25 protein-coding genes are annotated in these 25,616 nt (G+C 67.3%); 6 read left to right on the top strand and 19 right to left on the bottom strand.

Going from position 1 to position 25,616, the window contains the following annotated elements; genetic code table 11:
* Positions 1 to 44 precede the first annotated feature (44 nt).
* On the bottom strand, positions 45 to 815 hold the full coding sequence (locus tag DR843_RS03110) for a hypothetical protein (protein ID WP_146202469.1): 771 nt from the start codon (positions 813 to 815) through the stop codon (positions 45 to 47).
* Between the two features lie 133 nt (positions 816 to 948).
* A complete protein-coding gene (locus DR843_RS03105; RefSeq protein WP_109684061.1) occupies positions 949 to 1,386 on the bottom strand; it encodes a DUF6318 family protein in 438 nt (145 codons plus the stop codon).
* On the opposite strand from DR843_RS03105, the gene DR843_RS19740 reads away from it, so the two are divergent.
* The gene (locus tag DR843_RS19740; protein ID WP_146202468.1) at positions 1,376 to 1,558 is read left to right on the top strand and encodes a hypothetical protein; all 183 of its coding nucleotides are present in this window, start codon (positions 1,376 to 1,378) and stop codon (positions 1,556 to 1,558) included. The two genes, DR843_RS03105 and DR843_RS19740, sit on opposite strands and share 11 nt — an antisense overlap.
* A gap of 160 nt (positions 1,559 to 1,718) precedes the next feature.
* Here the strand turns inward: DR843_RS19740 and DR843_RS03100 are convergent, their stop codons facing one another.
* The 6 genes from DR843_RS03100 to DR843_RS03075 all read right to left on the bottom strand — a co-directional run bounded on the left by DR843_RS03100 (position 1,719) and on the right by DR843_RS03075 (position 6,832).
* Positions 1,719 to 2,237: a SixA phosphatase family protein gene (locus DR843_RS03100; protein WP_170119729.1), complete on the bottom strand. Its 519-nt coding sequence runs from the start codon at positions 2,235 to 2,237 to the stop codon at positions 1,719 to 1,721.
* A 4-nt stretch (positions 2,238 to 2,241) separates the two neighbouring features.
* Positions 2,242 to 3,162: a 2-hydroxyacid dehydrogenase gene (locus tag DR843_RS03095; RefSeq protein WP_109684059.1), complete on the bottom strand. Its 921-nt coding sequence runs from the start codon at positions 3,160 to 3,162 to the stop codon at positions 2,242 to 2,244.
* Positions 3,163 to 3,208: 46 nt separating this feature from the next.
* Positions 3,209 to 4,714: an Asp-tRNA(Asn)/Glu-tRNA(Gln) amidotransferase subunit GatB gene (gene gatB, locus DR843_RS03090; protein ID WP_109684058.1), complete on the bottom strand. Its 1,506-nt coding sequence runs from the start codon at positions 4,712 to 4,714 to the stop codon at positions 3,209 to 3,211.
* Positions 4,711 to 6,228: an Asp-tRNA(Asn)/Glu-tRNA(Gln) amidotransferase subunit GatA gene (gatA, locus tag DR843_RS03085; protein ID WP_109684057.1), complete on the bottom strand. Its 1,518-nt coding sequence runs from the start codon at positions 6,226 to 6,228 to the stop codon at positions 4,711 to 4,713. Before gatA ends, gatB begins: the two co-directional genes overlap by 4 nt.
* Before the next feature lie 2 nt (positions 6,229 to 6,230).
* Positions 6,231 to 6,527 carry an Asp-tRNA(Asn)/Glu-tRNA(Gln) amidotransferase subunit GatC gene (gene gatC, locus DR843_RS03080; RefSeq protein ID WP_109684056.1) on the bottom strand — a complete coding sequence of 99 codons (297 nt, stop codon included), beginning with the start codon at positions 6,525 to 6,527 and terminating at the stop codon, positions 6,231 to 6,233.
* A gap of 65 nt (positions 6,528 to 6,592) precedes the next feature.
* On the bottom strand, positions 6,593 to 6,832 hold the full coding sequence (locus DR843_RS03075) for a glutaredoxin domain-containing protein (RefSeq protein ID WP_245933964.1): 240 nt from the start codon (positions 6,830 to 6,832) through the stop codon (positions 6,593 to 6,595).
* 83 nt (positions 6,833 to 6,915) lie between these two features.
* Here DR843_RS03075 and DR843_RS03070 point away from each other — a divergent pair, with 83 nt between their 5' ends.
* Positions 6,916 to 7,551: a cytidylate kinase-like family protein gene (locus tag DR843_RS03070; protein ID WP_109684054.1), complete on the top strand. Its 636-nt coding sequence runs from the start codon at positions 6,916 to 6,918 to the stop codon at positions 7,549 to 7,551.
* On the opposite strand, the gene ligA is transcribed toward DR843_RS03070, so the two are convergent.
* From ligA to DR843_RS03050, 4 genes are all read right to left on the bottom strand, one after another.
* Complete coding sequence (ligA, locus tag DR843_RS03065) at positions 7,548 to 9,650, bottom strand: NAD-dependent DNA ligase LigA (RefSeq protein ID WP_109688365.1); 2,103 nt, start codon at positions 9,648 to 9,650, stop codon at positions 7,548 to 7,550. The two genes, DR843_RS03070 and ligA, sit on opposite strands and share 4 nt — an antisense overlap.
* Positions 9,651 to 9,726: 76 nt before the next feature.
* Entirely contained in the window at positions 9,727 to 10,701 is a 975-nt protein-coding gene (locus DR843_RS03060; protein ID WP_109684053.1) for a uroporphyrinogen decarboxylase/cobalamine-independent methonine synthase family protein, read from the bottom strand.
* Complete coding sequence (mnmA, locus tag DR843_RS03055) at positions 10,698 to 11,774, bottom strand: tRNA 2-thiouridine(34) synthase MnmA (RefSeq protein ID WP_109684052.1); 1,077 nt, start codon at positions 11,772 to 11,774, stop codon at positions 10,698 to 10,700. Before mnmA ends, DR843_RS03060 begins: the two co-directional genes overlap by 4 nt.
* Positions 11,774 to 12,967, bottom strand: coding sequence for a cysteine desulfurase family protein (locus DR843_RS03050; protein WP_109684051.1), 1,194 nt, complete (start codon positions 12,965 to 12,967; stop codon positions 11,774 to 11,776). Before DR843_RS03050 ends, mnmA begins: the two co-directional genes overlap by 1 nt.
* 144 nt (positions 12,968 to 13,111) lie before the next feature.
* On the opposite strand from DR843_RS03050, the gene DR843_RS03045 reads away from it, so the two are divergent.
* Complete coding sequence (locus DR843_RS03045) at positions 13,112 to 14,188, top strand: hypothetical protein (protein WP_109684050.1); 1,077 nt, start codon at positions 13,112 to 13,114, stop codon at positions 14,186 to 14,188.
* Positions 14,189 to 14,219: 31 nt separating this feature from the next.
* Here the strand turns inward: DR843_RS03045 and DR843_RS03040 are convergent, their stop codons facing one another.
* The 5 genes from DR843_RS03040 to DR843_RS03020 all read right to left on the bottom strand — a co-directional run bounded on the left by DR843_RS03040 (position 14,220) and on the right by DR843_RS03020 (position 17,867).
* Positions 14,220 to 15,176: an electron transfer flavoprotein subunit alpha/FixB family protein gene (locus tag DR843_RS03040; protein ID WP_109684049.1), complete on the bottom strand. Its 957-nt coding sequence runs from the start codon at positions 15,174 to 15,176 to the stop codon at positions 14,220 to 14,222.
* A 28-nt stretch (positions 15,177 to 15,204) separates the two neighbouring features.
* A complete protein-coding gene (locus DR843_RS03035; protein ID WP_109684048.1) occupies positions 15,205 to 15,984 on the bottom strand; it encodes an electron transfer flavoprotein subunit beta/FixA family protein in 780 nt (259 codons plus the stop codon).
* 112 nt (positions 15,985 to 16,096) lie between these two features.
* Positions 16,097 to 16,486 carry a hypothetical protein gene (locus tag DR843_RS03030; RefSeq protein ID WP_109684047.1) on the bottom strand — a complete coding sequence of 130 codons (390 nt, stop codon included), beginning with the start codon at positions 16,484 to 16,486 and terminating at the stop codon, positions 16,097 to 16,099.
* Positions 16,487 to 16,509: 23 nt separating this feature from the next.
* Positions 16,510 to 17,301 (bottom strand): enoyl-CoA hydratase/isomerase family protein, encoded by a 792-nt coding sequence (locus DR843_RS03025; RefSeq protein ID WP_245933963.1) that lies wholly within the window; start codon positions 17,299 to 17,301, stop codon positions 16,510 to 16,512.
* Positions 17,298 to 17,867, bottom strand: a complete 570-nt coding sequence (locus DR843_RS03020) for a hypothetical protein (protein ID WP_109684046.1) — start codon at positions 17,865 to 17,867, stop codon at positions 17,298 to 17,300. Before DR843_RS03020 ends, DR843_RS03025 begins: the two co-directional genes overlap by 4 nt.
* Before the next feature lie 113 nt (positions 17,868 to 17,980).
* Between DR843_RS03020 and glgX the strand changes: the two genes are divergently transcribed.
* Positions 17,981 to 20,107 carry a glycogen debranching protein GlgX gene (glgX, locus tag DR843_RS03015; RefSeq protein ID WP_109684045.1) on the top strand — a complete coding sequence of 709 codons (2,127 nt, stop codon included), beginning with the start codon at positions 17,981 to 17,983 and terminating at the stop codon, positions 20,105 to 20,107.
* On the opposite strand, the gene DR843_RS03010 is transcribed toward glgX, so the two are convergent.
* Complete coding sequence (locus DR843_RS03010) at positions 20,078 to 20,497, bottom strand: hypothetical protein (protein WP_109684044.1); 420 nt, start codon at positions 20,495 to 20,497, stop codon at positions 20,078 to 20,080. The genes glgX and DR843_RS03010 overlap by 30 nt on opposite strands.
* Positions 20,498 to 20,863, bottom strand: a complete 366-nt coding sequence (locus DR843_RS03005) for a hypothetical protein (protein WP_109684043.1) — start codon at positions 20,861 to 20,863, stop codon at positions 20,498 to 20,500.
* A 193-nt stretch (positions 20,864 to 21,056) separates the two neighbouring features.
* On the opposite strand from DR843_RS03005, the gene DR843_RS03000 reads away from it, so the two are divergent.
* Positions 21,057 to 23,582, top strand: coding sequence for a glycogen/starch/alpha-glucan phosphorylase (locus DR843_RS03000; RefSeq protein WP_425451540.1), 2,526 nt, complete (start codon positions 21,057 to 21,059; stop codon positions 23,580 to 23,582).
* Between the two features lie 49 nt (positions 23,583 to 23,631).
* Positions 23,632 to 25,614 carry an alpha-1,4-glucan--maltose-1-phosphate maltosyltransferase gene (locus DR843_RS02995; RefSeq protein ID WP_109684041.1) on the top strand — a complete coding sequence of 661 codons (1,983 nt, stop codon included), beginning with the start codon at positions 23,632 to 23,634 and terminating at the stop codon, positions 25,612 to 25,614.
* Positions 25,615 to 25,616: the final 2 nt, after the last annotated feature.

Here is a 25,616-nt window from a genome sequence, read left to right as displayed (position 1 = left end):
CGACCACTCGCTTGCCTCTAAAGCCGAAGTAGGCCACAGCCGGCCTACCGCACCAGGCGGTTGGTCGAGGTCAGAACCTGCACTTGCTGGGTCGGCCCCGCAATAGTGGCGGTGCCGGGAATGTCCGCCCAGTCGCCGCCGTCCACTCGGAACTGTCCGCCGTACGTCGTGCTCACCCCCACCGTGAACGTCCCCGGATCGTTGTAGGCGTGCGTGATGTCGCCGTTCGGGTACGCCCCGCCGGAGCTCTGAGTTGGACCACTGCCTGCGCCGTCACCGAACTGGAAGTTGTTGGACTTGAACGTGGGTCGGATTTCGACGCGATGCCCGATCAAGGTTGTCGCACGGACCTCGCCCGGTTGGTAGCCCGCCTGCGGCCACACCAGCGCAAAATAAGTCGGCAAAGTGACCAGGGTGCGGTTGTTGACCGGTTGGATCGACAGGCCAGGCTTGGCGAACGGGGTCTGCTTCCATTCCTTCACGATCATCGCCATCGTCAATTGCGGCCGGTCCGCGCCACCGGGGAGCAAGGACGTGTAGCAGGTGTTTCCCACGAATTCCCAGTTAACAGGGGTGGTCTCGTCCTCGGGATGGCGGTAGATCTTCACGTAGGGACCGCTGGCGTCCGGCACGTACTGGCAGCCGGTCATGGCTTGACCACACGCATTCCCACCGTCAGCGTCCTCTGGACCGTTACCCGGACAGTTCATCGGCACCGAGTAAACAAGAGGCACTTTCTTGCGGACCTTCTTGCCGCCCTCGACAACATCCTTCTCTATATATGTCGGCTGGCCCTTCGTCTCGGCCGCAGTCATGCCCGTGTAAATATGTCCATGGTCGGTGCACGACTCACCAACACATGGAGGGCGCTCTGCCACCGCAGGTGCAGACGCCGATGCCAGCACCAGTACTGCGGATAGGGCATAAATCGGGAGCCGCGCACTACGTCTAAGCCACATCGCGCTGAACATCACTCACAAGCCATCCGCTCTCGGTCCAACGGAGCAGAAAGACTTCGACCGCGGCAGCCACGTGCTGGGACGTCTGCGAACCATCAGCGGACTTAATGGGCACGTCGGCCGCTTTGAACGCGACGCCAATGTGTGCGGCAGGCGGCGACTGATCGATAAGGTCCGCTTTCACATCCCACCCTGTACCGCCGGGAAGTTGATCACCGACGATTTTCTGGTCGTGTTGCGCGAAGTAGGCAGCGGATGACTCCCACCGATCGCACGTCTCACAGGTGTCTAGGGAAAGACTCTTAACCAGTCCCGTCTGAGGCTTGCTCCCTGCGTAATTCACCACCGCGACGTAGTACTTCACGAACGCGATCGCGCCGTCAGTCGTCTTCTGCTTCGCGGCATCCGGCAGCCCCTTGATTCCCAACGCAGGGTTGCCCGTAGCGGGTGCGCTCGGCGTACTGGAAGCCGGTGAACTAGCCGACGTCGGAGACGCGGGTGCCGACGACACGGATGTCGATGAGCTGGGTACCGACGGGCTGGTTGCCGCTGACGAACCCCCTGCGTCCGTCTTCCCCCGCAACCAGCCACGCCGGTGACCACCGTGAGCATGATCGCCGAACACATGAGCGCACGCGAGCGACGGCCATTACCCATCCCAGGCACGACATCCCCTCCTTGCAGTCGTCCAGGTCCCGCCATTCTGGTGGCGCCCGACAAGCGGTTTGGGGTTATCCACCGTAAAGAATTCGTAAAGCGCTACACCCGCGCGGCGGTGTGCAAAGCGGTCAGGCGGGCGGTCCCTGGCGCGATGTCGACCCAGTCCACATCGACCGCCAGCACCGCGGCCGTGCACGTGGGAAATCCCTCTTCCAACGCACCGAGTGCTGCCTCATCCCCGTGGCCGTCAGCGAGCAGCGCCGCCAGCAGCGGTACGCCCGGCGAGTGACCGACCAGCACCAGATCCCTGGTGTGTTCGCTGGCTTCCCGCAGCACCTCGATGAGCGTCTGCGGATGCGCCAGGTAGATCCGGCGATCGTTCTCCACCAATGCGCCGATGCCGCTCGCGTCGACGACGCCGGCCCAGGTTTCGCGGGTGCGCACGGACGTCGAGCAGAACACTTCCGACGGTGAGATTCCTTGCGCCTTCATCCAATGCCCGAGCGCACGAGCATCAGCAGCGCCTGTTTGCGTGAGGGCTCGCTCGTGATCCTCGGCCAACCGCGGGTCTTCTGCCTTCGCGTGCCGGATCAGCGTCAGTCTGCGGGTCCGCGCCATGCGCTCAGGATGACACGACGTGCTGCAGACCGTCGCCTGCGACATACCGCCGCAATTGCTCATCCACGAAGCGCCGAGCCCGCGGCCAGAAAGCCGAGCTCGCCCCACCGACGTGCGGGCTGATCAGCACGTTCGGCAGCTGCCACAGCGGGTGATCGGCGGGCAACGGCTCCGGGTCGGTGACATCGAGCGCGGCACGCAATCGCCCGGAGCGGCACTCCACGAGCAAGGCATCCGTCTGCACAACCTTGCCGCGGGCAACGTTCACGATCAGCGCGTTATCGGGCAACGCCGCCAGGAATTGCGCGTCAACCATCCCGCGGGTGGAGTCGGTGAGCGGTACGACGACGATCACCACATCGTGTCCCGGCAGCAGCGCTGGGAGTTCGTCCGTGCCGTGCACGATGTCTACCAGGTCATCACCGGCACGGGCCCGCGATGCCACAGGCGTCACGGACGCCTCGAACGCGAGAACCCGACGAGCCACGGCTCGGCCGATCTCGCCGTACCCGAGGATGAGCACGTTCCTGTCCGCCAGAGACGGATAGTCGCCGTCGTGCGTCCAGCTGCCCGTCTGCGCGGCCCGCACGAAGTCGGGGATGCCGCGCTGAGCGGCCAGCGTCAGAGCCAACGCCAACTCGGAGGTGGACGTGTTGTGAATGCCCGCACCGTTGGCCAGCACGACGCCCGCGGGCAGGGTGGGTAGCACGTGCTCGTACCCGGCCGTCACCAGCTGAACCGCCTTCAGAGAGTGCAACTCTCCTAGATCGTCGAAGGCGTGCGGGCGCGCGTCGTACGGGCCGATGAAGACCTCGATGTCAGGGCGCGGAGGTGTGCCGAGACCGTCGAACAGCACGGCCTCGACACCCGGCACGGCGCTGACCGTGTCGAAGAGTTCCTGGTTCCCGACCGATACGACTGTCACAGATCAATGTGAGCACGGGCCTATCCGGCGCCTGACACCGGGATCCTCAGGTCAGACGGGACAGCAGCAACTCGCGCACCTTGGCCGCGTCCGCCTGCCCCTTCATCGCCTTCATCACCTGACCGATGAGGGCACCGGCCGCCTGCACCTTGCCGTCGCGGACCTTCTGTGCCACATCGGGATTCGCGGCGATGACCTCATCGACCGCAGCCTTCAACGCGCCGTCGTCCTGCACCAACTGCAGGCCACGCGCGTCGGCGACAGCCGTCGGGGTGCCCTCGCCGTCCAGCACGCCCTCGAACACCTGCCGGGCCATCGCGTCGTTCAACCGGCCGGCCTGCACCAGGGCGTCCAACTCGGCGATGTGCGCCGGCGTCACACCGAACTCGTCCAGCCCCTTGCCCTGCGCGCTGGCGCGGCGAGCGATCTCTCCGGTCCACCACTTGCGCGCCGCAACCGGCGTCGCACCAGCGGCAACGGTCTCCTCGATCAGCTCCAGGGCACCGGCGTTGATGACGTCCCGCATCTCCAGATCGCTGTAGCCCCAGTCGGATTGGAGACGACGGCGTCGCACGTTCGGGGGCTCGGGCAGCGTCGCGCGCAACTCCTCGACCCACGCCGGATCCGGCGCGATCGGCACCAGGTCCGGCTCGGGGAAGTAGCGGTAGTCATCCGCATCCGACTTGGGCCGGCCGGAGGTGGTGACCCCGGTGTCCTCGTGCCAGTGCCGCGTCTCCTGCAGGACCGGCTGCCCCGAGTCGAGTACGGCGGCCTGCCGGCTGATCTCGTACCGCACCGCCCGCTCGACCGAGCGCAGCGAGTTGACGTTCTTGGTCTCCGTCCGCGTCCCGAACTTCTCCGCGCCCGACGGCTTGAGCGAGACGTTGGCGTCGCATCGCAACGAGCCCTGTTCCATCTTCACGTCGGAAACGTTCAGCGCCTTGAGCAGATCGCGCACCGCACCGACGTAGGCTCGCGCGATCTCCGGTGCTCGATCCCCCGCTCCCACAATGGGTTTCGTGACGATCTCGATCAGCGGGATGCCGGCCCGGTTGTAATCGACCAGCGAGTACTCGGCGCCCTGAATGCGGCCGGTCGAGCCACCGATGTGCAGCGACTTGCCGGTGTCCTCCTCCATGTGGGCCCGCTCGATGTCGACCCGGAAGACCGAACCGTCCTCCAACTCGACGTCCAGATACCCGTCGAAGGCGATCGGCTCGTCGTACTGCGAGGTCTGGAAGTTCTTGGGCATGTCCGGGTAGAAGTAGTTCTTCCGGGCGAACCGGCACCACGAGGCGATCGAGCAGTTCAGCGCCAAGCCGATCCGGATGGCCGACTCGACACCGATCACGTTCACGACCGGCAGCGCACCCGGCAGGCCCAGACACACCGGGCAGACCTGGGTGTTCGGCTCCGCACCAAAACCAGTCGCGCAACCACAGAACATCTTGGTGGCCGTACCGAGTTCGACGTGCACCTCGAAGCCGAGCACCGGGTCGAACCGGGCCACGGCATCGTCGTAGTCGACAACCTCTTCCAGCACCGCGCTCATCGGACAACCTCCTTCGCCTGCAGCGCGGGCGCTTGCGCGAGCAGCGGCCCACCCCACTGGTCCTCCAGCAACCGCTCCAGCGCGGCGCCCACGTTGTAGAGACGATCGTCGGCCTGGATCGGGGCGAGCACCTGGAAGCCACTGGGCAGACCGTCCTCGGCCAACCCGTTGGGCAGCGAAAGCCCTGGCACACCAGCCAGATTCGCCGGGATGGTCGCGACGTCGTTGAGATACATCGCCATCGGATCGTTCAGCTTCTCGCCCAGTTTGAAGGCCACCGTCGGCGCGGTCGGCGTGACCAGCACGTCGGCCTGCTCGAACGCCGCGGCGAAGTCCCGGGCGATCAAGGTGCGGACCTTCTGCGCCTGGCCGTAGTAGGCGTCGTAATACCCCGAGGACAACGCGTAGGTGCCCAGGATGATCCGGCGCTTGACCTCGTCACCGAAGCCCGCGTCACGGGTCGCCGCCATGACCTGCTCAGCGGACGGCGACTCGACGCCCTTCGGCGCAACCCGAAGGCCGTACCGCATCGCGTCGAACTTGGCCAGGTTGGACGACGCCTCGCTCGGCAGGATCAGGTAGTAAGCGGCCAGGCCCTTCTCGAAACTCGGGCACGACACTTCCACGATCTCGGCGCCCGCCGCGGACAGCAGATCCAGCGACTCGGTGAACCGCGCCCGCACCTGCGGGGCGAAGCCCTCCCCCGAGATCTCCTTGATGACGCCGATCCTTAAGTCCCTGACGTCGCCGCGGCGGGCCGCCTCGACCACCGGCGGCACCGGAGCATCGATCGAGGTGGAGTCCATCTGGTCGTGCCCGCCGATGACGGTGTGCAGCAGCGCGGCGTCGAGCACCGAGCGGGTGCACGGACCCGCCTGGTCCAGCGAGCTGGCCAGTGCGATGAGCCCGTAACGCGACACCCCGCCGTACGTCGGCTTGACCCCGACCGTGCCCGTCACCGAGGCGGGTTGGCGGATCGAGCCGCCCGTGTCGGTGCCGATGGCCAACGGTGCCTCGTACGCCGCAACGGCCGCGGCGGAGCCACCTCCGGAGCCGCCGGGGATGCGGTCGAGTGACCACGGGTTGTGGGTGGGGCCGTAGGCGGAGTGCTCGGTCGAGGAGCCCATCGCGAACTCGTCCATGTTGGTCTTGCCCAGGATCGGCAGGCCCGCGGCGCGCAGCCGCGTGACCAGGGTCGCGTCGTACGGCGGCACCCAGCCTTCGAGAATCTTGGAGCCCGCGGTCGTCGGCAGACCCTTGGTCGCCACGACGTCCTTCACCGCGATGGGCACGCCGGCCAACGGGCCGAGCGGGGCTCCGGCGGCACGCTGCTCGTCGACGGATCGGGCCGCAGCGATCGCCCCCTCGGCGTCAACCTGCAGGAAGGCGTGCACATCGTCATCGACGGCGGCAATGCGGTCCAAGTGGGCCTGGGTGGCGTCAACAGCGCTGAGCTCACCGGCGGCCAGCGCGTCCGCGAGCGCGGCGGCGGTCAGTCGGGTGGGGTCGGACACGTTCACTCCTCGTCCAGAATGCGCGGAACCTCGAAGCGCTGCGCCTCGGCCTGCGGCGCGCCGGACAGCGCCTCTTCGGCGGTCAGGCTCGGGCGCACCACGTCGGGGCGAGTCACGTTGGTCAACGGCAACGGGTGCGACATCGGCGGGACGTCGTCGGAGGTGATGTCACCCACCTGCCCGACGTAGCCGACGATGGTTTCCAACTGGCCGGCCAGCGTGTCCAACTCCGCATCGGTGAGTTGGATCCGCGCCAGCATGGCGACGTGCGCGACATCGTCGCGCGAGATCGAGGACATGTCCGCCAGTCTAATGCGGCGCCCGTGCGGGAATTTCCGGCACTGAGGCCGCGCGAGGAGACCGCTCAGTCGCCGGTCAGGGCCGCCAGCACCAGTGCGGGCTCGGGGTTGGTATGCGCCTGCCCGTCGATGACGACGGTGGGAACGATCTCGTTGCCGTTGTTCACGCTGCGCACGAAGGCCGCGGCGTCCTCGTCCTGCCAGATGTTGTGCCAGGTCGCGTTGTCGCGCACCGCACTGATGGTGTCCTCGAGCTTGGCGCAAAAGCCACAACCGGGTCGCCAGTAGATCGTCACATCACTCACGAGGTGGTCAACCAGTCCGCCGCGGCGGACATTCCGTCCACCACTAAGCTGGAGTTGCATAGTCCGACGATGGGAGTTAGCTCATGCCTGGGATCACCATTTCGTCCGAGTACGGCGCGGGTGGCGCCCTCGTCGCACCGAAGGTGGCGCAGCAGCTGGGCCTACCCCTGTTGGACAAGGCCATCGATGCCGACGTGGCGCGATCACTCGACGTCAGCGAGGCCGAAGCGCACCACGGTGAGCGCAAAGGCGGCTGGGCGGACCGGTTCTTCTCCGCGATCGCACCGGTCGCGGACACCGTCTTCGGTGACACCGAGCAGTACAGCCACGCTCCGAACGAGTTCCGCGATCAGGCGGAGAACATCATGCGTTCGGCGATCAAGACCGGTGCCGTGGTCTTCGGCCGGGCCGGGGCCGCCGCCCTGGCGGACCAGCCCGATGTGTTGCGCGTACGGCTGTACGGCGAGTTCGAGGACCGCGTCGCCAACCTGGTGCGGACTGCATCGGTGAGCGAGGAGCAGGCTCGCTCGGACATCGCATCGGTCGATGGCGGACGGGCGAAATACATGCAGCACCTCTACGAGCGCGACATCACCGACCGGTCGCTCTACCATCTGATGATCAACGGCCCGACGCTAACGGTGGACGAGTGCGTCGGAGTCATCGTCGCGGCGTACGGCGCCCTGAGCGAAGCCTCGACGGCACCTGCCGCTGGTTAGGCTTCCGGTCCTTCTGCGGCAGGATCGGCCGGCGGGCCGTCTTCCAGCAGACTCACGAAGCCGGCCTCATCCAGGATCGGAACCCCGAGCTCCTCGGCTTTGGTCGCCTTCGACCCCGCTCCGGGCCCGATGACGACGAAGTCAGTCTTCTTACTCACCGAGCCGGCCGCTTTGCCACCGCGAGCGATGATCGCTTCCTTGGCCTCGTCGCGGCTGAACGCTTCCAGCGACCCGCTCACCACGACAGTCAGGCCCTCCAGGGTGCGGGGCACGGACTCGTCCCGCTCGTCGGCCATCCGCACCCCATCGGCTGCCCAGGTGTCGACGATGGCGACGTGCCAGTCGACCGTGAACCACTCGATCACCGCATCGGCAATGACCCCACCCACGCCGTCGACACCGGCGAGCTCCTCCGCGGAGGCGGCCCGGATCGCGTCCATCGAGCCGAAGTGGGTGGCCAACGCCCGAGCCGCGGTCGGTCCGACGTGCCGGATGGACAATGCGACGAGAACCCGCCACAACGGCTGCTCCTTGGCGGACTGCAGGTTCTCCAGCAACCGGATCCCGTTGGCGGACAGCACCTTCCCGTCTCGCACGGATGCGGGATCGTCAGTCTTCTTCGCCGTCCGCGTGTACAGCGGGACCCGCGCCAGGTCGTCGGCGGAGAGTCGGAAAAGGGTCGACTCGTCCTCCAACACCTTGCTGTCGAGCAGAGCCGTCGCGCCCTCCCAACCCAACGCCTCGATGTCGAACGCACCCCGACCAGCCAGACTGAACAACCGCTCGCGCAACTGCGAGGGGCAGCTACGGGCGTTCGGGCACCGGATGTCCTTGTCGCCGTCCTTCTCGTAGGCCAGCTCGGTGCCGCACGACGGACAATGCGTCGGCATCACGAAGGGCCGCTCCGACCCGTCCCGCAGGGCCACGACCGGCCCGACGATCTCCGGGATCACATCGCCGGCCTTGCGCAGGACCACGGTGTCGCCGATCAGCACGCCTTTGCGCTCGACCTCGAACGCATTGTGCAGCGTGGCCATCTCCACGGTTGACCCGGCCACCTTCACCGGCTGCATCACCCCGAACGGCGTCACCCGCCCGGTGCGACCGACGTTGACCTGGATGTCCAGCAGCTTGGTGTTGACCTCCTCCGGCGGGTACTTGAAGGCAATCGCCCAGCGCGGTGCCCGCGATGTCGCGCCGAGGGCCCGCTGCAACGCGACCTGGTCGACCTTGACCACCACGCCGTCCAACTCGTGCTCGACGGAGTGCCGGTGCTCCCCGTAGTACTGGACGTAATCGCGCACTTCGGCGGCGGTGATGAGCACCTTGGTGTGGCTGGAGGTCGGCAGACCCCAGCCGTGCAACAACTCGTACGCGTGCGACTGGCTGTCGATGTCGAACCCGCGCCGCGCGCCGATCCCGTGCACAAGCATCCGCAAGGGCCGCGATGCGGTCACCTTCGGATCTTTCTGCCGCAGGGACCCCGCGGCGCTGTTGCGGGGGTTGGCGAACGGCGGTTTGCCCTGCTCGACCAGCGAGGCGTTCAACTCCTCGAACGCCGCCACCGGGAAGAACACCTCGCCGCGCACTTCGACCAGCTGCGGCACGTTGTCGCCGACCAGTTGCAGCGGCACGCCCTTGATGGTGCGGACGTTCAGTGTGACGTCCTCACCGGTGCGCCCGTCGCCGCGCGTGGCCCCCCGCGTCAACCGGCCGTTCTCATAGGTCAGGTTGACCGCCAGACCATCAATCTTCAACTCGCACAACCACTTCGGCTCCCCCGGCGCCTCGCGCTCGGCCCGCTCCAGCCAGGCGTCGAGTTCCTCGAGCGAAAAGACGTTGTCCAGGCTGAGCATCCGCTCGCGGTGCTCGACGGGGGCGAACTCCGTGCTGAAGGTGCCGCCGACCTGCTGGGTCGGCGAGTCCGGCGTCCGCAGCGCCGGGTGGGCTTCCTCCAGTTCCTGTAGGCGACGCATGTCCGCGTCGTACTCCGCGTCGCTGACGGTGGGCGCGTCCTTCAGGTAGTACTCGAACTGGTAGCCGCGGATCTTCTCCGCCAGATCGGTCCATTCATGCCGGGTGTCCTCGTCGACATCCATCCCAGCCGCGGTTTCGATGGGACTGTCGGTGCGCTCGCTCACCGGACCATCGTGCCGCAGAGCACCGACAACGCCGTCAGGCAGCCGCCCGTTCGGCCAGCGCCGATGCGGCGTCCACGGCCAGCCGCTGGATCCGAGCTGCCTCCCGCCGGGTCGCCAGACCGCAGGCGGGAGTCACGACCAGGTCGGCCAACGCAGCGTCCGGCAGGCCGACCCGATGCCAGGCATCAGTCAGGGCGTCGACGAACGCACCCGGATGCGTGCCAACCGCGTCGGTCGGGATGGCTCCGGCCCACAGCGTGCGCCCGGACTCGATGAGTTCGGCGACACCCTCCCAGGCCGCCGGGGACAACAACGAGGTATCGAGGCTGATCTCGGTATCGACCGAGCGCAGCAACGCCGTGGGGACTTTCGGGGCGCAGCAGTGCACGACGACTCGTCCGTCGTGAGCCTCGCGCACCGTGGCCAGTCCGTCACGAACGATCGGCAGGTCGACCGGCCGCACCTGGTTCAACCCTGACGCCGAACGCAGCGACCCCGCCAGCACTGCAGGCAGACCCGGCTCGTCGAGTTGGAGGATGACCTGCGCACCGGGTACGGCGGCCCGCACCTGGCCAGCCAGGACCCGGACCGCCTCGGCCAGGGACTGGACCAGGTCACGGCACGCGCCGGCATCGGTGACGACTCGTTCGCCGCGCGGCAGCCAGAGCGACGCAGCCAGGGTCCAGGGCCCGGTCAGTGCCACCTTCAGCGGACCCTGCCACCCGTCGTACGTCTCGGCGAGCACTTCCAGGTCATCGCGCAGGAAGGCGCGCCCGCGACGAACGTTGCGATCGGCCGCCGGCGCCAGACGCCACCCGGACGGCTGCAGGTCCACCTCGAGGTCAACCAGGGCGGCGGCGGTGCGGCCGATCATGTCGGCGCCGGGCCCACGGTCGGGCAACTCGACCAGATACGGAATCCCGTTGTCGCTCAACAGATCCCGCACCTGCCGGGCGGGAGTCACCGGGTCGGTGCCGGGCCACGACCCGACACCGGAGGGCAGCGTCACGAGCGGCCGGTGGCGCTGATGGTGGCCGAGCCGACGACCCGGGTGCCGTCGTAAAGAACCACGGACTGACCGGTGGCCACCCCGCGAGTACGCCGATCCAAGACGACGCGAACCTGCTCACCGTCGACGGTGGCCAGGGCGGGGAACTCTTCGCCGTGCGCCCGCAACTGGGCGCCCACCCGGATCTCGCCAACGGGCGACGGTCCGCACCAGCGCAGGTGGTCACCGTCGATGACGTCGACACCCAGCAGGTCCTCGGTGCCGACCACGACGGTGTTGCTGGCGACCTGCACGTCCACGACGTAGCGGCGAGCGCCGTCGGCTCGCGGCTGCTTCAACCCCAACCCGCGGCGCTGCCCGACGGTGTAGGCGAAGGCACCCTCGTGCTGGCCGACGACGGCACCGGAGTCGTCGACGATGGGCCCGGGCTCCGAGCCCAGCCGCTTCGCGAGGAAACCGGCGGTGTCGCCGTCGGGGATGAAACAGATGTCGTGGCTATCGGGCTTGCGGGCGATGTAGAAGCCCCGCCGCTCGGCCTCCGCCCGGATGTCCGGCTTGATGGTGTCCCCCAGCGGGAAGAACGAGCGGGCCAACTGGTCGGCGTCCAGCACGCCGAGCACGTAGCTCTGGTCCTTGGCCATGTCCACGGCGCGGTGCAACTCGCGGCCGTTCGGTCCCTCGACGATCTGCGCATAGTGGCCGGTGGCGACGGCGTCGAAACCGAGGGCCAGTGCCTTGTCCAGCAGGGCCGCGAACTTGATCCGCTCGTTGCACCGCAGGCACGGGTTCGGAGTGCGGCCAGCGGCGTACTCGGCGACGAAGTCCTCCATGACGTCTTCCCGGAAGCGCGCCGCCATGTCCCACACATAGAACGGGATGCCCAGCATGTCGGCGACCCGGCGGGCGTCCCCGGCGTCCTCGATGGTGCAGCAGCCACGGGCGGATTCGCGCAGCGTCGCCGCCGACTGCGACAGCGCCAGGTGCACGCCCACGACCTCGTGTCCGGCATCCAGCATCCGGGCGGCGGCGACCGCCGAGTCCACTCCCCCGCTCATGGCGGCCACAACGCGCATCAGGCGACCTGTCCTGCTCGTTGGGCCCGCTCGACGCAGGACGGCAGCACTTCCAGGAAGCGGTCGACGTCGGCGTCGGTCGAGGTGTGGCCGAGGGTCAGCCGCAACGCACCGCGCGCACCGCTTTCCGGGATACCCATCGCCAGCAGCACGTGACTGGGCCGCGGCACGCCCGCCTGGCAGGCCGAACCGGTGGAGCACTGGACCCCGGCAGCGTCCAGCAGATACAGCAGCGAGTCGCCGTCGCAGCCGGGCACGCGCAGGTGGGCGTTGCCCGCCAAGCGGTGGTCGGCGTCACCGACCACGTGCCTGCCGCTGACCTCGATCCCGAGATCCAGCCCCAGAGCCTCCTCGATGAGGCGATCGCGTAGTCCGACCAGGTGCTTGCGGTGGGTGTCCAAGGTGGCGACCGTCTCGGCGACCGCTACCCCGAAGCCGCGGATCCCGGCCACGTCGAGGGTCCCACTGCGCAGGCCGCGTTCCTGCCCGCCCCCGAAGGTGCCGGGTTGCAAGACCGCGTCGCGTCGCGCGATGAGCGCACCGACTCCGGTCGGACCGCCGAGCTTGTGGGCGGCGATGGCCATCAGGTCAGCCCCGCTGGCAGCAAAGTCGACGGGCAACTGTCCGGCCGCCTGCACCGCGTCGGTGTGGAACGGGACACCGACCGAGTGCGCGATCGCGGCGACCTCGGCGACCGGTTGGACGGTGCCCACTTCATTGTTGGCCCACATCATCGAGACCAGCGCGACGTCCTTGGGGTTGCGCTGGATCAGTTCGGCGACGGTGTCCGGATCGTGCCGGCCCTGTCCGTCGACCTCGATCCAGTCCACGAGCGCACCGTGCTGGGTGACCAGGTATTCGACGGCGTCCAGGACCGCGTGGTGTTCGGTGGCTCCGACGATCAACCGGGTACGCCGTGGATCGGCTGACCGACGCGCCTCGAACGTGCCGATCACCGCCAGGTTGTCTGCTTCGGTTCCCCCGCTGGTGAACACCACTTCGGAGGGCCGAGCGCCCAGCCCGGCCGCGATCTGCTCGCGGGCCTCCTCCACGACGCGCCGAGCCGCGCGGCCCGCAGTGTGCAAGGAGGACGGGTTGCCGGGGATGCGGAACTGATCGGCGACGGCCGCCGCGACCGGCTCGCGCATCGGGGTGGTCGCCGCGTGATCGAGGTACACCGCGGACACATTCATAACCAAAACAGTGTAGGCGTCATCGCGAGAGTGGTTGACCGCTCAACGCTCCCCCGGACGGGTGCGCGTGTGCACAGCGAGCTTTGCGACACTGACCGGGACATGGGGACGGGAACCGGGCGCGCGCGATGGGCCACATCCATCGTGAGCGCGACAGCCCTGGCCGCGCTGGTCACAGCGTGCAGCGGAAGCAGCGCCCAGTCGTCGAGCTCGACCCAGCCGACCTCCACCTCCACATCCACCGCGGCACCGGCGTGCGCGGCCGGCGCCGCGCCCACCCTTCGGGGGCAGCCAACCGCCTACTCGACCGCGGCCGACCTCGAATCCACCCACGCCCTGGCCGGCCAGGTCGGGCAACCCACGGTGAGCACGACCCCGAGCGGGGTCGCGGGCTGGGATCTGGCCAGTGTGCCGGTCAACGTCCAAGTGCGCACGAACGGCATCTTCGCGGTGTCGCCGGCCTCGTTCGTGCTGGTGTCACCGGCCGGTCAACGCTGTCCGCAGCCGGCGACCAATCCGCTCAGTAGTTCGTTCGCGATCATGCAGGTCGACGAGAGCCACCCCGGTTCCGGCGAGGTCGCCTTCCTCGTGCCGCACGGGACCGACCTCACGACGTACTCCGTGATGTACACCGATCAGGCCGGCGGGAAGGTCGCCAACGCCCAGTGGGCCGCGGATGCCCCGACCCCGTCGGCCACCGCCGCATCCGGGTGCGACGGCAAGAAATCGACGTACGACGTCGCGAAGGTCACCCGCAAACCGTTCGGCACAGCGCAGCGCGCCGGCGCCGACGCGATCACGGTCACACTCGACCCGCGGGCCCCGGTGATGGTGGATCTGCCGCCCAGCGACCGGCAACCCAGTGACGTCGACGGCGTGGAGATCACGGTCACGGTCGCCGCGCAGGGGTCCGTGGGATTCGTCGAACGCGGCCAGTTCCAGCTCATCGACTCGCACGGCATGTTGTGCCGGTACGGCGAACTGGGCAGCACCGGGGAGACCCTCTCCAGCGATCTGGTGCCGGCCGGGCAGGAAAAGACCTACAACCTGATCTTCTGGCTGCCCCGCGGCAGCGCCATGAACTCCTGGACCTTGGTCTACGTCAAGGATCCCACCAGCCGGACGGTCGGTGCCGCCTGGACCGGCCACACCGTAGCGACCAGCACCAGCGCCAGCCCTGCGGCCAGCACCGCAACGGCCGGCCAACCCACGAAGGGCTGACCGGCCGCGGCGAGGTTCTCGAGCGAGTTGCTCAGCCCTTGGCTTCCTTGACCTTCTCGGTCGCCTGCGGCAACACGTCGAACAGGTCGCCAACGACACCGAAGTCGACCAGTTCGAAGATCGGCGCCTCGTCGTCCTTGTTGATGGCGACGATCGTCTTGGACGTCTGCATGCCGGCGCGGTGCTGGATCGCACCGGAGATGCCCGCCGCGACGTACAGCTGCGGCGAGACCTGCTTGCCGGTCTGACCGACCTGGTTGCTGTGCGGGTACCAGCCGGCGTCGACGGCGGCGCGGGAGGCACCGACAGCAGCGCCCAGCACGTCGGCGAACGCCTCGACGGGACCGAAGTCACCGCCGGTGCCACGGCCACCGGAGACCACGATCGCTGCCTCGGTCAGTTCGGGGCGACCCGACTTCGCCTTCGGCTCGACCTTGACGATCTTGGTGCCCTTGGCGGCGTCGGAGACGGTCAGCTCGACCGGCACCACCGTCGCGGAGGCCTGGCTGGCCTGCGGCGGAGCGACGTTCGGCTTCACGGTGATGATCGGCGTACCCTTCGTGACCTGCGCCTGCACGGTGAACCCACCGGCGAAGGCGGACTGGGTGGTCACGATCTTGCCGTCGGTCACCGACACGGCGGTGGCGTCGGTGATCAGACCGGAGTCGGTCTTGATCGCCAGGCGCGCGGCCGCTTCCTTGTTGGTGCCCGAGGACGGGATGAGTACGGCGGCCGGGGACGCCTGCGCGACCACGGCGGCCAACGCTTCGGCCAACGGGGCGACGAGGTAACCGGTGACGTCGGGGTTGTCCACGACGTACACCTTCTCGGCGCCGAACTGGGCCAGCCGCGGACGGGCGGCCTCGACGTTGCTGCCGACGAACACGGCGGACGGGGTGCCGATCTGCCGGGCAATCGTCAGCAGTTCGGCGGTGGTCTTCTTGACGGTGCCGTCGGTGTGGTCGACCAGCACGAGTACTTCAGCCATGGTGGATCTCCTTGTCTCGCAGGGCCGGTCAGACGAACTTCTTGGCGGACAGGAATTCGGCCAGCTTCACGCCGCCGTCACCCTCGTCCTTGACGATCTCGCCCTGCTCACGCGGCGGACGCTGCGCGAAGGAGTCGACCGTGGTCCAGGCGCTGGACAGACCGACCGCGGCGGCGTCCAGACCCAGGTCGGCCAGCGACCACGTCTCGACCGGCTTCTTCTTGGCGGCCATGATCCCCTTGAAGGAGGGGTAGCGCGGTTCGTTGATCTGGTCGGTGACCCCGATCAGCGCCGGCAGGGTGGCTTCGATGGTCTCCGAGGCGCTGTCGCTGTCGCGGCGGCCGGTCACGCTGGTGCCGGACACCTCCAACTGGGAGACCTGGGTGACCTGGGGCAGACCCAGCCGCTCGGCGAGCATCGCCGGCACAACACTCATCGTGCCGTCGGTGGACGCCAGACCGGTCAGGACGACGTCCGGGGTGCCGATCTTCTTGATCGCCTCCGCGAGCACCAGGGAGGTTGCCGGGGCATCCGAACCGGCGATCGCGTCGTCCAGCACGTGCACGCCCTTGTCGGCGCCCATCTGCAGGCTCTTCTTGATCGCTTCGGCGGCGCCGTCGGGGCCGACGGTCAGGACGGTGACCTCACCCTCGCTCGCTTCGACCAACTTCAGTGCTTCCTCGACGGCGTACTCATCGAGTTCGGACAGCAGACCGTCGACGTTCTCGCGGTCGGTGGTGTTGTCTTCGGTGAACGTGCGCGCCCCTTGGGCGTCGGGCACGTACTTGACACAGACGACGATGTTCATGTGTCGCTCGGCCTCTCCTGTACGTAGTGATGGCAGTCGTGCGGAGTTCTGGGGCACCGCACGTCGGTTCTATGTTACCCGCCAGTAGTGGAGCCGGCGGTGTCGCTCCCGCTCAGTGGTAGCGCAACCAGATCAGCAGGATTCCGACGGCGGTGATCAGCACCAGCAGCCAGGGCGCCAGTCGGTTGGCCAACGTCTGGAAGGTAGTCGGCTGCGCACCCTCGGCGACCTGGAACACATCGGAACGGCGACCCAGGATCGCGTCGGCGATGGCGGCCAGCAGCACCAGTGCCAGACCGACTCCGAACGGAACCCAGGGCGACATCCCGGCGGTCGTGTACTGATCCCACCAGGTGACGGCGTTCTTGCGGATACCGGTCCAACCCCACAGTGTGAGGAAGGTGCCCAGCAGGCCGGCGACCAACAACGCCAGGGCGATCGCCCGGCTGTCCTTGGCGGCGCCGGTGGACAACGGCTGTTCGGCAGCGGCTGCGTCGTTCATGGTCGTTCCTTCGCTAAGGACGCTCAGCGTCCGGTGAACGTGGCTTTACCCGGTCCGTTGGCCACGAATGATGCCATCCCCGACCGCTGGTCGTCACTGCCGAACAATCCGGCGAACAACGCCGTCTCGATCGCCAGACCGGTGTCCAGGTCGACGTCCAGACCTCGATCGATCGCTTCCTTCGCGGCGCGCAACGCCAGAGCGGGACCATTGACGTACGGCGCGAGCTTGGCTTTCGCGGCGGCCAGGACGGTGCCGGGCTCGACCAGTTCGTCGACCAGACCGATCGCCAACGCCTCCTGCGCCGGGACGAACCGGCCCGAGTAGACCAGATCCTTGGCCTTGGCCGGACCGACCAACCGGGCAAGTCGCTGGGTGCCGCCGGCGCCGGGGATGATCCCGAGCAGGATCTCCGGTTGACCGAAGGTGGCGTTGTCGGCGGCGATCCGGAAATCGCAGGTCATCGACAGTTCCATCCCACCGCCGAGCGCATACCCCTCGACCGCGGCCACGGTGGGCTTCGGGATCGCGGCCAGTTCGCGGAAGGCGTCCTGCAACTGCCGTCCCCACAGGACGATCTCGGCGTAGCCGTACTGCTCCATCTCCTTGATGTCGGCGCCGGCAGCAAAGACCCGCTCCCCGCCCCACACGATCGCGGCCCGTACCTGCTCGTCGGCGGACACCGAGCGGGCCGCGTCGCGCAGACCGTCACGAATCGCGCCGTTGAGCGCATTCATCTTCGGCCGATCGATGCGGATGACGGCAATCGCGTCCTCGACCTCGACGGTGACGAACTCCCCGAAGCTCACCGTCACGCGAACTCCCCGCCCTGTTGGGCGGCCCGGGCCTGCTCGGCGAGCGCGTCGGCGCTGGCCTGCAACTGCTCCGGGGTGGCTTCTGCGACGTGCGGACCTGCGCCGGTAACGGCCTGGTGCCACGCCTGGACGGCCTGCAGCAGCATGCCCGAGGTGCCCTTGATGAGTTCGGCGACGTCGTCGTACGGGCCGACGAGGTGGTCCCCCGCGACGATCAGGTTGTCCCCGGCGATGCCGAGTTTGACGAAGTTGATGGCCAGGTTCACGTCGTTGGCGGCGTTCAGACGCTTGGCGGGCTCACTGGGTAGGTCCTCGGTGATCTGCCACTGGCCGAAGATGCGTAGCAGCGCCAGACCCGGCTCGCTGTCGATGCAGCGCACGAGCAACTGCTGCTCCTGCAGCGAGAACACGATGTCCCCGTCGTCGTCGACCTGGGCGGGGATGTTGTCGGCGGCCAAGGCGGCCAGCGCCTTCTCGCGCAACGACCCACCTGCCTGCGGGGGCGCCGCCGGTGATTGCGGGGGCCCCGCCTGCGCGAAGTTGGGCAGCGATGTGGGATCAGTCATAGTCCAAAACTAGCGTGCCGACAGATTCCGGCCGCACCGGCGGCATGACCGCCTCGCCACCGTGCGAGCAAATGCACGAATCCGCCTCTGCGCTAAGAACTACGCTGAACCCCATGCAGCGGCCCGCCGTCGACTTCCCCCCGGCCTTCGGCGCGCACCTGCGCGACAGCGGCTGCGAATTCAGCGTCTACGCAGGACAGGCCGAGCAGGTGTGGCTGTGCCTGTTCGACGACCAGGGCGCCGAGCGCCGGATCGCCCTCGATCCGTACGTCGGCGGCGTCTGGGCGGGTTTCGTCGACGGGATCCGGGCCGGCCAGCGGTACGGCCTGCGCGCGGCCGGGCCGTGGGATCCGTGGGCCGGGCAGCGGTACAACCCACAGAAGTTGCTGGTCGATCCTTACGCGCGCGCTCTCGAAGGTGCCGTGCGGTGGCAACCGGAGGTGTTCGGCCACCAGGTCAGTTCCTACTTCGACGGTGACGGATACCAGCGCGATGAACGCGACAGCGCGCCGTACGTCCCCCGCAGCGTGGTACTCGACAGCCAGTTCGACTGGGGCGATGATCGACCGCCCCAGGTGCCGTGGGACCAGACGGTGATCTACGAAACCCACGTGCGCGGTCTGACGATGACCCATCCAGGGGTACCCGAGGAACTGCGCGGCACCTACGCAGGGGTGGCGCACCCCTCCGTGATCGCCCACCTGCGCCGGCTGGGGGTCACCACGATCGAACTGCTGCCGGTGCACGCCTTCACCTCAGAGCCGCACTTGGTCAAGGTCGGGCTCGAAAACTACTGGGGATACAACACTCTCGGCTTCTTCGCCCCGCACGCGGCGTACGCCAGTTCCGGCGACCCGCAGGGTGCCGTCGATGAGTTCAAGGGCATGGTCAAACTCCTGCACGCCGCCGGTTTCGAGGTCATCCTCGATGTCGTCTACAACCACACCTGCGAGCAGGGTGCCGCCAGCGGGGCGACATTGTCCTGGCGGGGGCTGGCCGGACACGACTACTACCGCCTGGACGAACGCGGCCACGACGTCGACATGACCGGCTGCGGCAATACCCTCGACATGCGTCACCCCACCGCGGTCCGCATGGTGTTGGACTCGCTGCGCTACTGGGTCAGTGAGATGCACGTCGACGGTTTCCGGTTCGACCTGGCTGTTGCGCTGGGCCGGGGTCAGGACGACGGCTTCAGCCCGGACCACCCGTTCCTGGTCGGTTTGCGCACCGATCCGGTGCTGACGGGCGTCAAACTGATCGCCGAGCCGTGGGACCTGGGCTCCCACGGGTGGCGCACCGGTCAGTTCCCACCGCCGTTCGGAGACTGGAACGACCGCTTCCGGGACACGGTCCGCAACTTCTGGCTGGGCGATCTGGCCGCCGATCACGCTGGCCATCCCCGGCACGCCCTGGCCGATCTCGGCGCTCGCATCGCCGGCTCACCGGACCTGTTCGGGCACCGCAGCCCGCAGGCGGCGATCAACTACGTGACCGCCCACGACGGCTTCACGATGGCCGATCTCACCGCGTACAACCACAAACACAACGGCGCCAACGCCGAGGGCAACCGGGACGGCACCGACAACAACCGGTCCTGGAACTTCGGGGTCGAGGGCTGGGAATTCGGCGACGAACCGATCCAGACCCTGCGGCGACGAGCGATCCGCAACCTGTTGGCGACCCTGCTGTTATCGGGTGGGACGCCGATGCTGCTGGGCGGCGACGAACTGGAACGCAGTCAACGCGGCAACAACAACGCGTACTGTCAGAACAACGAAATCGCCTGGTACAACTGGGATTTGGACTACACCCAGGACGACCTGATCGACACGACGGGATTCCTGATCGCGCTACGTCAGGCGCACCCGGTGCTGCGCCGGCGAGGGTTCTTCACCCCCGATGTTCCCTCCGGTGATCTGTCGGAGGTGTCACTGCGGTGGTGCAACGCCGATGGTGGGTTCATGGACTCCGCGCACTGGCAGTCACCACAGACCTCGACCGTGCAGGCGATCTTCGACGGCTCGCCCATCGACGACACGACGCTGCTGTTCGTCCTGCACGGCGCCTCTGTCGACAGCGCGGTGACGGTGCCGGCCCACGATGGCGTGGCGACCTGGGAACTGCTGTGGAGCAGCACCGCGGAGCACCCGTCGTGGGTGCCCGACCTCAGTCTGGCTCCTGGCGATGCCTACAAAGCGGCCGCAGCCTCATTCGCCGTCTTCGCGGGAGTCCGCTGAGAGCGGAGCCGTCCGCGCCAGCCACCACAGACCGACGATCGGCAGCACCAACGGCAGATAGCCGTATCCCTGGCCGAAGTGCGACCAGACGGTTTTGTCGGGGAAGGCGGCCTTGTCGAGGTAACTCCACAGACCCACCGCGAGCACACCGATCAACTCGATGGTGATGGTCACCCGTGCCACCCGCACCGACGTGCGGTCACCACGCACGAGCGCCACGGTCGCCACCAGGTAGATCACGGCGGCCACCGCCGAGAGCAGGTAGGCCAGCGGTGCTTTGTGGAACTCCGTGGTCAGCTGCAGCACCGAGCGGCCGGTCGCCGCGAGCGCGAGCAGCGCGTAGATCGCAATGAGGACCCGTCCGAATCCCTGGGATGTCTTGCCTGCCACTTAGGCTGCTCCGTTCCACAACTGCACCAGTCGCACCACCATCACCAGCAGGCCGAGCACCCCAACCAGCAAGACTCCGGTCCCCCAGCGGGTCGTGCGTTCCGCGATGGCCCACGCCCCTGCGACCGGGAGGACGAAGACCAACCCCACCAGGTACGCGATGAACACCGGGCGCGACATGCTGGCAGCACCGTCCCCGGATCGCAGGATGCCCACGACCAGTTGGACCAGTAGTACCAGCTCGGTGGCGAGGGCCACATACAGGGTCGGGTCGTCCATCGGCCGACCGCGCACGGTGAGGTACCCGACGTACGCCGCGAGCGCGCCGAGCAGCGCGAACAGCACGATCGTCAGGGGCATCAGCACCGCGCCATCGTATGCGGTGCGGTGGACCTCCCTGACACGGCGCTGCGCGCCTGACCAGCACCTTCGACCGGCTCTGCCGCGGTCCGTTTTGATGCACTGCAGCCGGTCGAAGGTCCGGTGTGGCGTACGCCACATGAGACGGATCTTGGTTGCGGGTGCCCACCGGGGGCTGATTGTCGTTAGCGTTTTAGCCGTGACCGATGCAAAGCCACAGTCCAGCTACCCCTCTCCCCGGCCGACCAGCCCCGGGGGCCTCTCGCCGTACGACAAGGACGCGCCGATCCACACGGTCGATGAATTCATCAACGGGTTCATGGACGAACTGAACTTCGGTCGTGGCGTCAGCCTGGCCCGCAGTTCGCGCAACGACCAGTACATCGCGTTGAGCAAGGCGGTCCGGCAGAATCTGCAGGCCCGGTGGATGAAGACCCTCGCCCGGCAGTACGAAGAGCAGGCCAAGTCCGTGGCCTACCTGTCCGCCGAGTACCTCCTGGGCCGCCAGTTGGACAATGCGCTGCTGGCGACGGGGATGACCGACGTGGTCGAGGAGGGTCTGGACGCCCTCGGTCTGTCGTTGGACCGCCTACGGGCCCAGGAGACCGAACCCGGCCTGGGTAACGGTGGCCTGGGTCGCCTGGCGGCCTGTTTCGTGGACTCGCTGGCGACGATGAGTGTGCCCTGCATCGGGTACGGGATCCGGTACGAATACGGCATCTTCCGTCAGGAGTTCGAGGACGGCTGGCAGGTCGAACACTCCGACCGCTGGTTGGCGCTGGGGAACCCGTGGGAATTCCCGCACCCGGAGCACGCGGTCACCGTGCACTTCGGCGGCAGCACCGAGACCTACACCGACGACCGGGGCCGTGAGCGCACCCGGTGGCTGCCGGCGTGGGACGTGCAGGGCGTGCCCTACAACTACATGGTCCCCGGCTACCGCAACGGCCGGGTCAACACGCTGCGGCTGTGGAGCGCACGGGCGACGCGGGCGTTCGACCTGCGGATCTTCAACGCCGGGGACTATGTCGAGGCAGTGCGCGCACAGACGTTCGCCGAGAACATCTCCAAGGTGCTCTACCCCGAGGACTCCACCCCGCAGGGCAAGGAACTGCGGCTGCAGCAGCAGTACTTCTTCGTGGCGTGCTCGCTGCGCGACCAGCTGGAGAATGTCCTGCCGAAGTACTTCGATCTGGCCAACCTGCCCGACCGAGTCATCTTCCAGCTCAACGACACTCACCCGGTCATCGCCATTCCCGAACTCATGCGGCTGCTGGTGGACGAGAAGGGCATGGAGTGGGACGACGCCTGGGCCATCACCCAGAAGTGCTTTGCCTACACCTGCCACACGCTGTTGCCCGAGGCGCTCGAAGTGTGGTCGGTCGAACTGCTGGGCAAGCTGCTGCCGCGCCACCTGGAGATCATCTACAAGATCAACGAGATCTTCCTCGACGAGGTGCGCGCAGCGTACCCGGGTGACGAGATCAAACTGCGCCGGATGTCGATCATCACCGACCACCCCGAGCGCTCCGTGCGAATGGCCTACCTGGCGACGATCGCGGGATCGAAGGTCAACGGCGTCGCGGCGTTGCACTCAGAATTGTTGCGGGACAAGGTTCTTCCGGATTTCAGTGCCTACTGGCCGGACAAATTCACCAACGTGACCAATGGCATCACACCGCGCCGCTTCATCCGCCTGTCCAACCCCGGTCTGTCGGATCTGATCACGCAGACCCTTGGCGACGAGGGCTGGGTGACCGACCTGGAGCGGCTACGGGAACTGGAGCCGCACGCCGACGACCCGGCGTTCCGTGAGAAGTTCCGGCAGGTGAAGGCGGCCAACAAACAAACGCTGGCACAGGTGCTCTCGACCCGCGACAACATCACGTTGCCTACCGATGTGATGTACGACGTCATGGTCAAGCGGTTGCACGAATACAAGCGCCAGACGCTGAAGCTGCTGCACATCGTGACGCTCTACGAGCAGATCCTCAGCGGCAAGGTCGCCGTCGAGGACGTCATGCCGCGGGCCTTCCTCTTCGGCGCGAAGGCGGCGCCGGGCTACCGCATCGCCAAGGAGATCATCGCGTTGATCAACGCGGTCGGTAAGACCGTCAACAATGATCCGCAGGTGCAGGGTCGCCTGACTGTGGCGTTCCCGGCCAACTACAACGTGACCCTCGCCGAGCGGTTGATTCCGGCCGCCGACCTGTCCGAGCAGATCTCACTGGCGGGCAAGGAGGCCTCCGGAACCGGCAACATGAAGTTCGCCCTGAACGGCGCGTTGACGATCGGCACCGATGATGGAGCGAACGTCGAGATCCGCCAGTTGGTGGGCGACGACAACTTCTTCCTCTTCGGGATGCTCGAACCGGAGGTCGAAGCAACCATCGCCGAGGGCTACTCGCCCGTTTCGGTCTACGAGAACAACCCGCAGTTGAAGGCGACCATCGACCTGATCGCCTCGGGCCACTTCTCCGACGGGGACCGCAACCGGTTCGAGCCGGTGATTTCCAACTTGCTCGGTGAGGACCGGTTCTTGGCGCTGGCGGACTACGCGGCGTACCTGGAGGCCCAGCAACGGGTGGAGGCGGCGTACGCCGATCCGGACGACTGGTCCCGCAAGGCGATCCTCAACGTGGCTCGCTCCGGCTTCTTTTCCTCGGACCGTTCGATGGTCGATTACATCGACCGCATCTGGCACACACCGGCGATCACCCAGTAGGCGTGGCCGCCACCGTGCACGCTCCGGCGCAACCTTGTAGCGTCGGAGCGTGAGCCAATCCCTGCAGGTCGGTCGTATCCCCGCGCTCGGAGTGGGCCCGCTCGTCGATGGTGGTGCCTTTCCCACCAAATCGGTGGTTGACGAGGAATTCACCGTCACCGCAACGGTGTTCCGCGAGGGGCACGATGCGGTGAACGCCTCCGTTGCCCTCACGGATCCGTCGGGTGCAACCACGCTGTTGCCGATGACGTGCGTCAACCGCGGGCTGGATGCCTGGGAATGCGTGGTGAGCGCTGCAACGCCCGGTATGTGGACACTTCGTGTCGAAGGCTGGTCCGACCCGTACGCCACGTGGCGGCACGACGCGATCATCAAGATCGACGCCGGCGTCGACGTCGACCTGATGCTCGCCGAGGGCGCGCTGGTGCTGGATCGTTGGGCGAAGGACGCGACCGTCACCGATGCCGATCGATCCACGCTCACGGCGGGAGCGGCCACCCTGCGCGACCAGACGCTGTCGGTGGCTGACCGTCTCGCGGGCGGCACGGGTGAATCGGTGGAAGCCGTGCACGCGACACACCCGTTGCGCGAATTCGTCACGGGTACGCCGGACTACCCGTGGCTAGTGGAGCGCGAACTAGCCCTGACCGGAGCGTGGTACGAGATCTTCCCCCGCTCAGAGGGTGCGCATCTCGACGAGGACGGCCACTGGGTTTCGGGCACCTTGCGCACCGCCGCGCAGCGACTGGACGCCATCGCCGCGATGGGATTCGACGTCGTCTACCTGACCCCGATCCACCCGATCGGCGAGGTCAACCGCAAAGGCCCGAACAACACCCTCGACGCCGGGCCGCTCGACCCGGGGTCGCCGTACGCCATCGGGAGCAAGGACGGTGGTCACGATGCGATCCATCCCGATCTGGGTACCTTCGAGGACTTCGACGCCTTCGTGGCCCATGCCCGCGAGTTGAACCTGGAGGTCGCCCTGGACCTCGCCTTGCAGTGCGCGCCGGACCACCCGTGGGTCAGCGAACACCCGGAGTGGTTCACGACCCGCGCCGACGGCACCATCGCTTACGCGGAGAACCCGCCGAAGAAATACCAGGACATCTACCCTCTGAACTTCGACAACGACCCGGAGGGGATCTACCGCGCAGTGCGCGATGTCGTCCAGGTCTGGATCGACCACGGCGTCACCCTGTTCCGGGTGGACAACCCGCACACGAAGCCGTTGGATTTCTGGCAGTGGCTCATCGCCGATGTGGCCCAGGATCACCCCGAAATCATTTGGCTGGCAGAAGCTTTCACCCGGCCCGCGATGATGCACACCCTGGGCAAGATCGGCTTCCAGCAGAGCTACACCTACTTCACCTGGCGCAACGAGCCGGCAACGATGCGGGAGTACTGCGAGTCGCTGGCTACCGAGTCGGCGCACTACATGCGCCCCTCGTTCTGGCCGACGACGCACGACATCCTCACGCCGTACATGCAATTCGCCGGACCGACCGGGTGGACGATGCGCGCGGCGATCGCGGGCACCCTGTCCCCCACCTACGGCATCTACACCGGTTACGAACTCATCGAGGACGTGCCCCGCCCCGGTGCAGAGGAGCAGATCGACAACGAGAAGTACCAGTACAAGGATCGGCGCTGGTCGGACTACGAGTTGGGCGGCCCCAAAGAGGGGCAGTCGCTCGCCCAGTTCCTGGGTTTGCTGAACAAGATCCGACACGAGCACCCGGCGCTGCACTGGTTGCGTAACCTGCGCTTCCACCACGTCGACGACGAGACCATGCTGGCCTATTCCAAGAAGCGCGGTGACGACGTGATCCTGGTGATCGCCTCGTTTGATCCGCACGCCACCCGGGAATCCACCGTGCGACTGGACATGCCGGCGCTCGGTCTGCAGCCCGGGGATCGATTCACGGCCCGCGATCTGCTGTCGGGCATCGAATACGACTGGCGGGCAGAGAATTTCGTCAGACTCGGGCCTGCCACCACGCCTGTCCACATCTTCCACGTGAGGGGCTGAGC

Source organism: Branchiibius hedensis, from assembly GCF_900108585.1.
GTDB lineage: Bacteria > Actinomycetota > Actinomycetes > Actinomycetales > Dermatophilaceae > Branchiibius > Branchiibius hedensis.
Note: the sequence above shows the minus strand (reverse complement) of the source record. Positions and strands in the feature narration are given on the sequence as shown.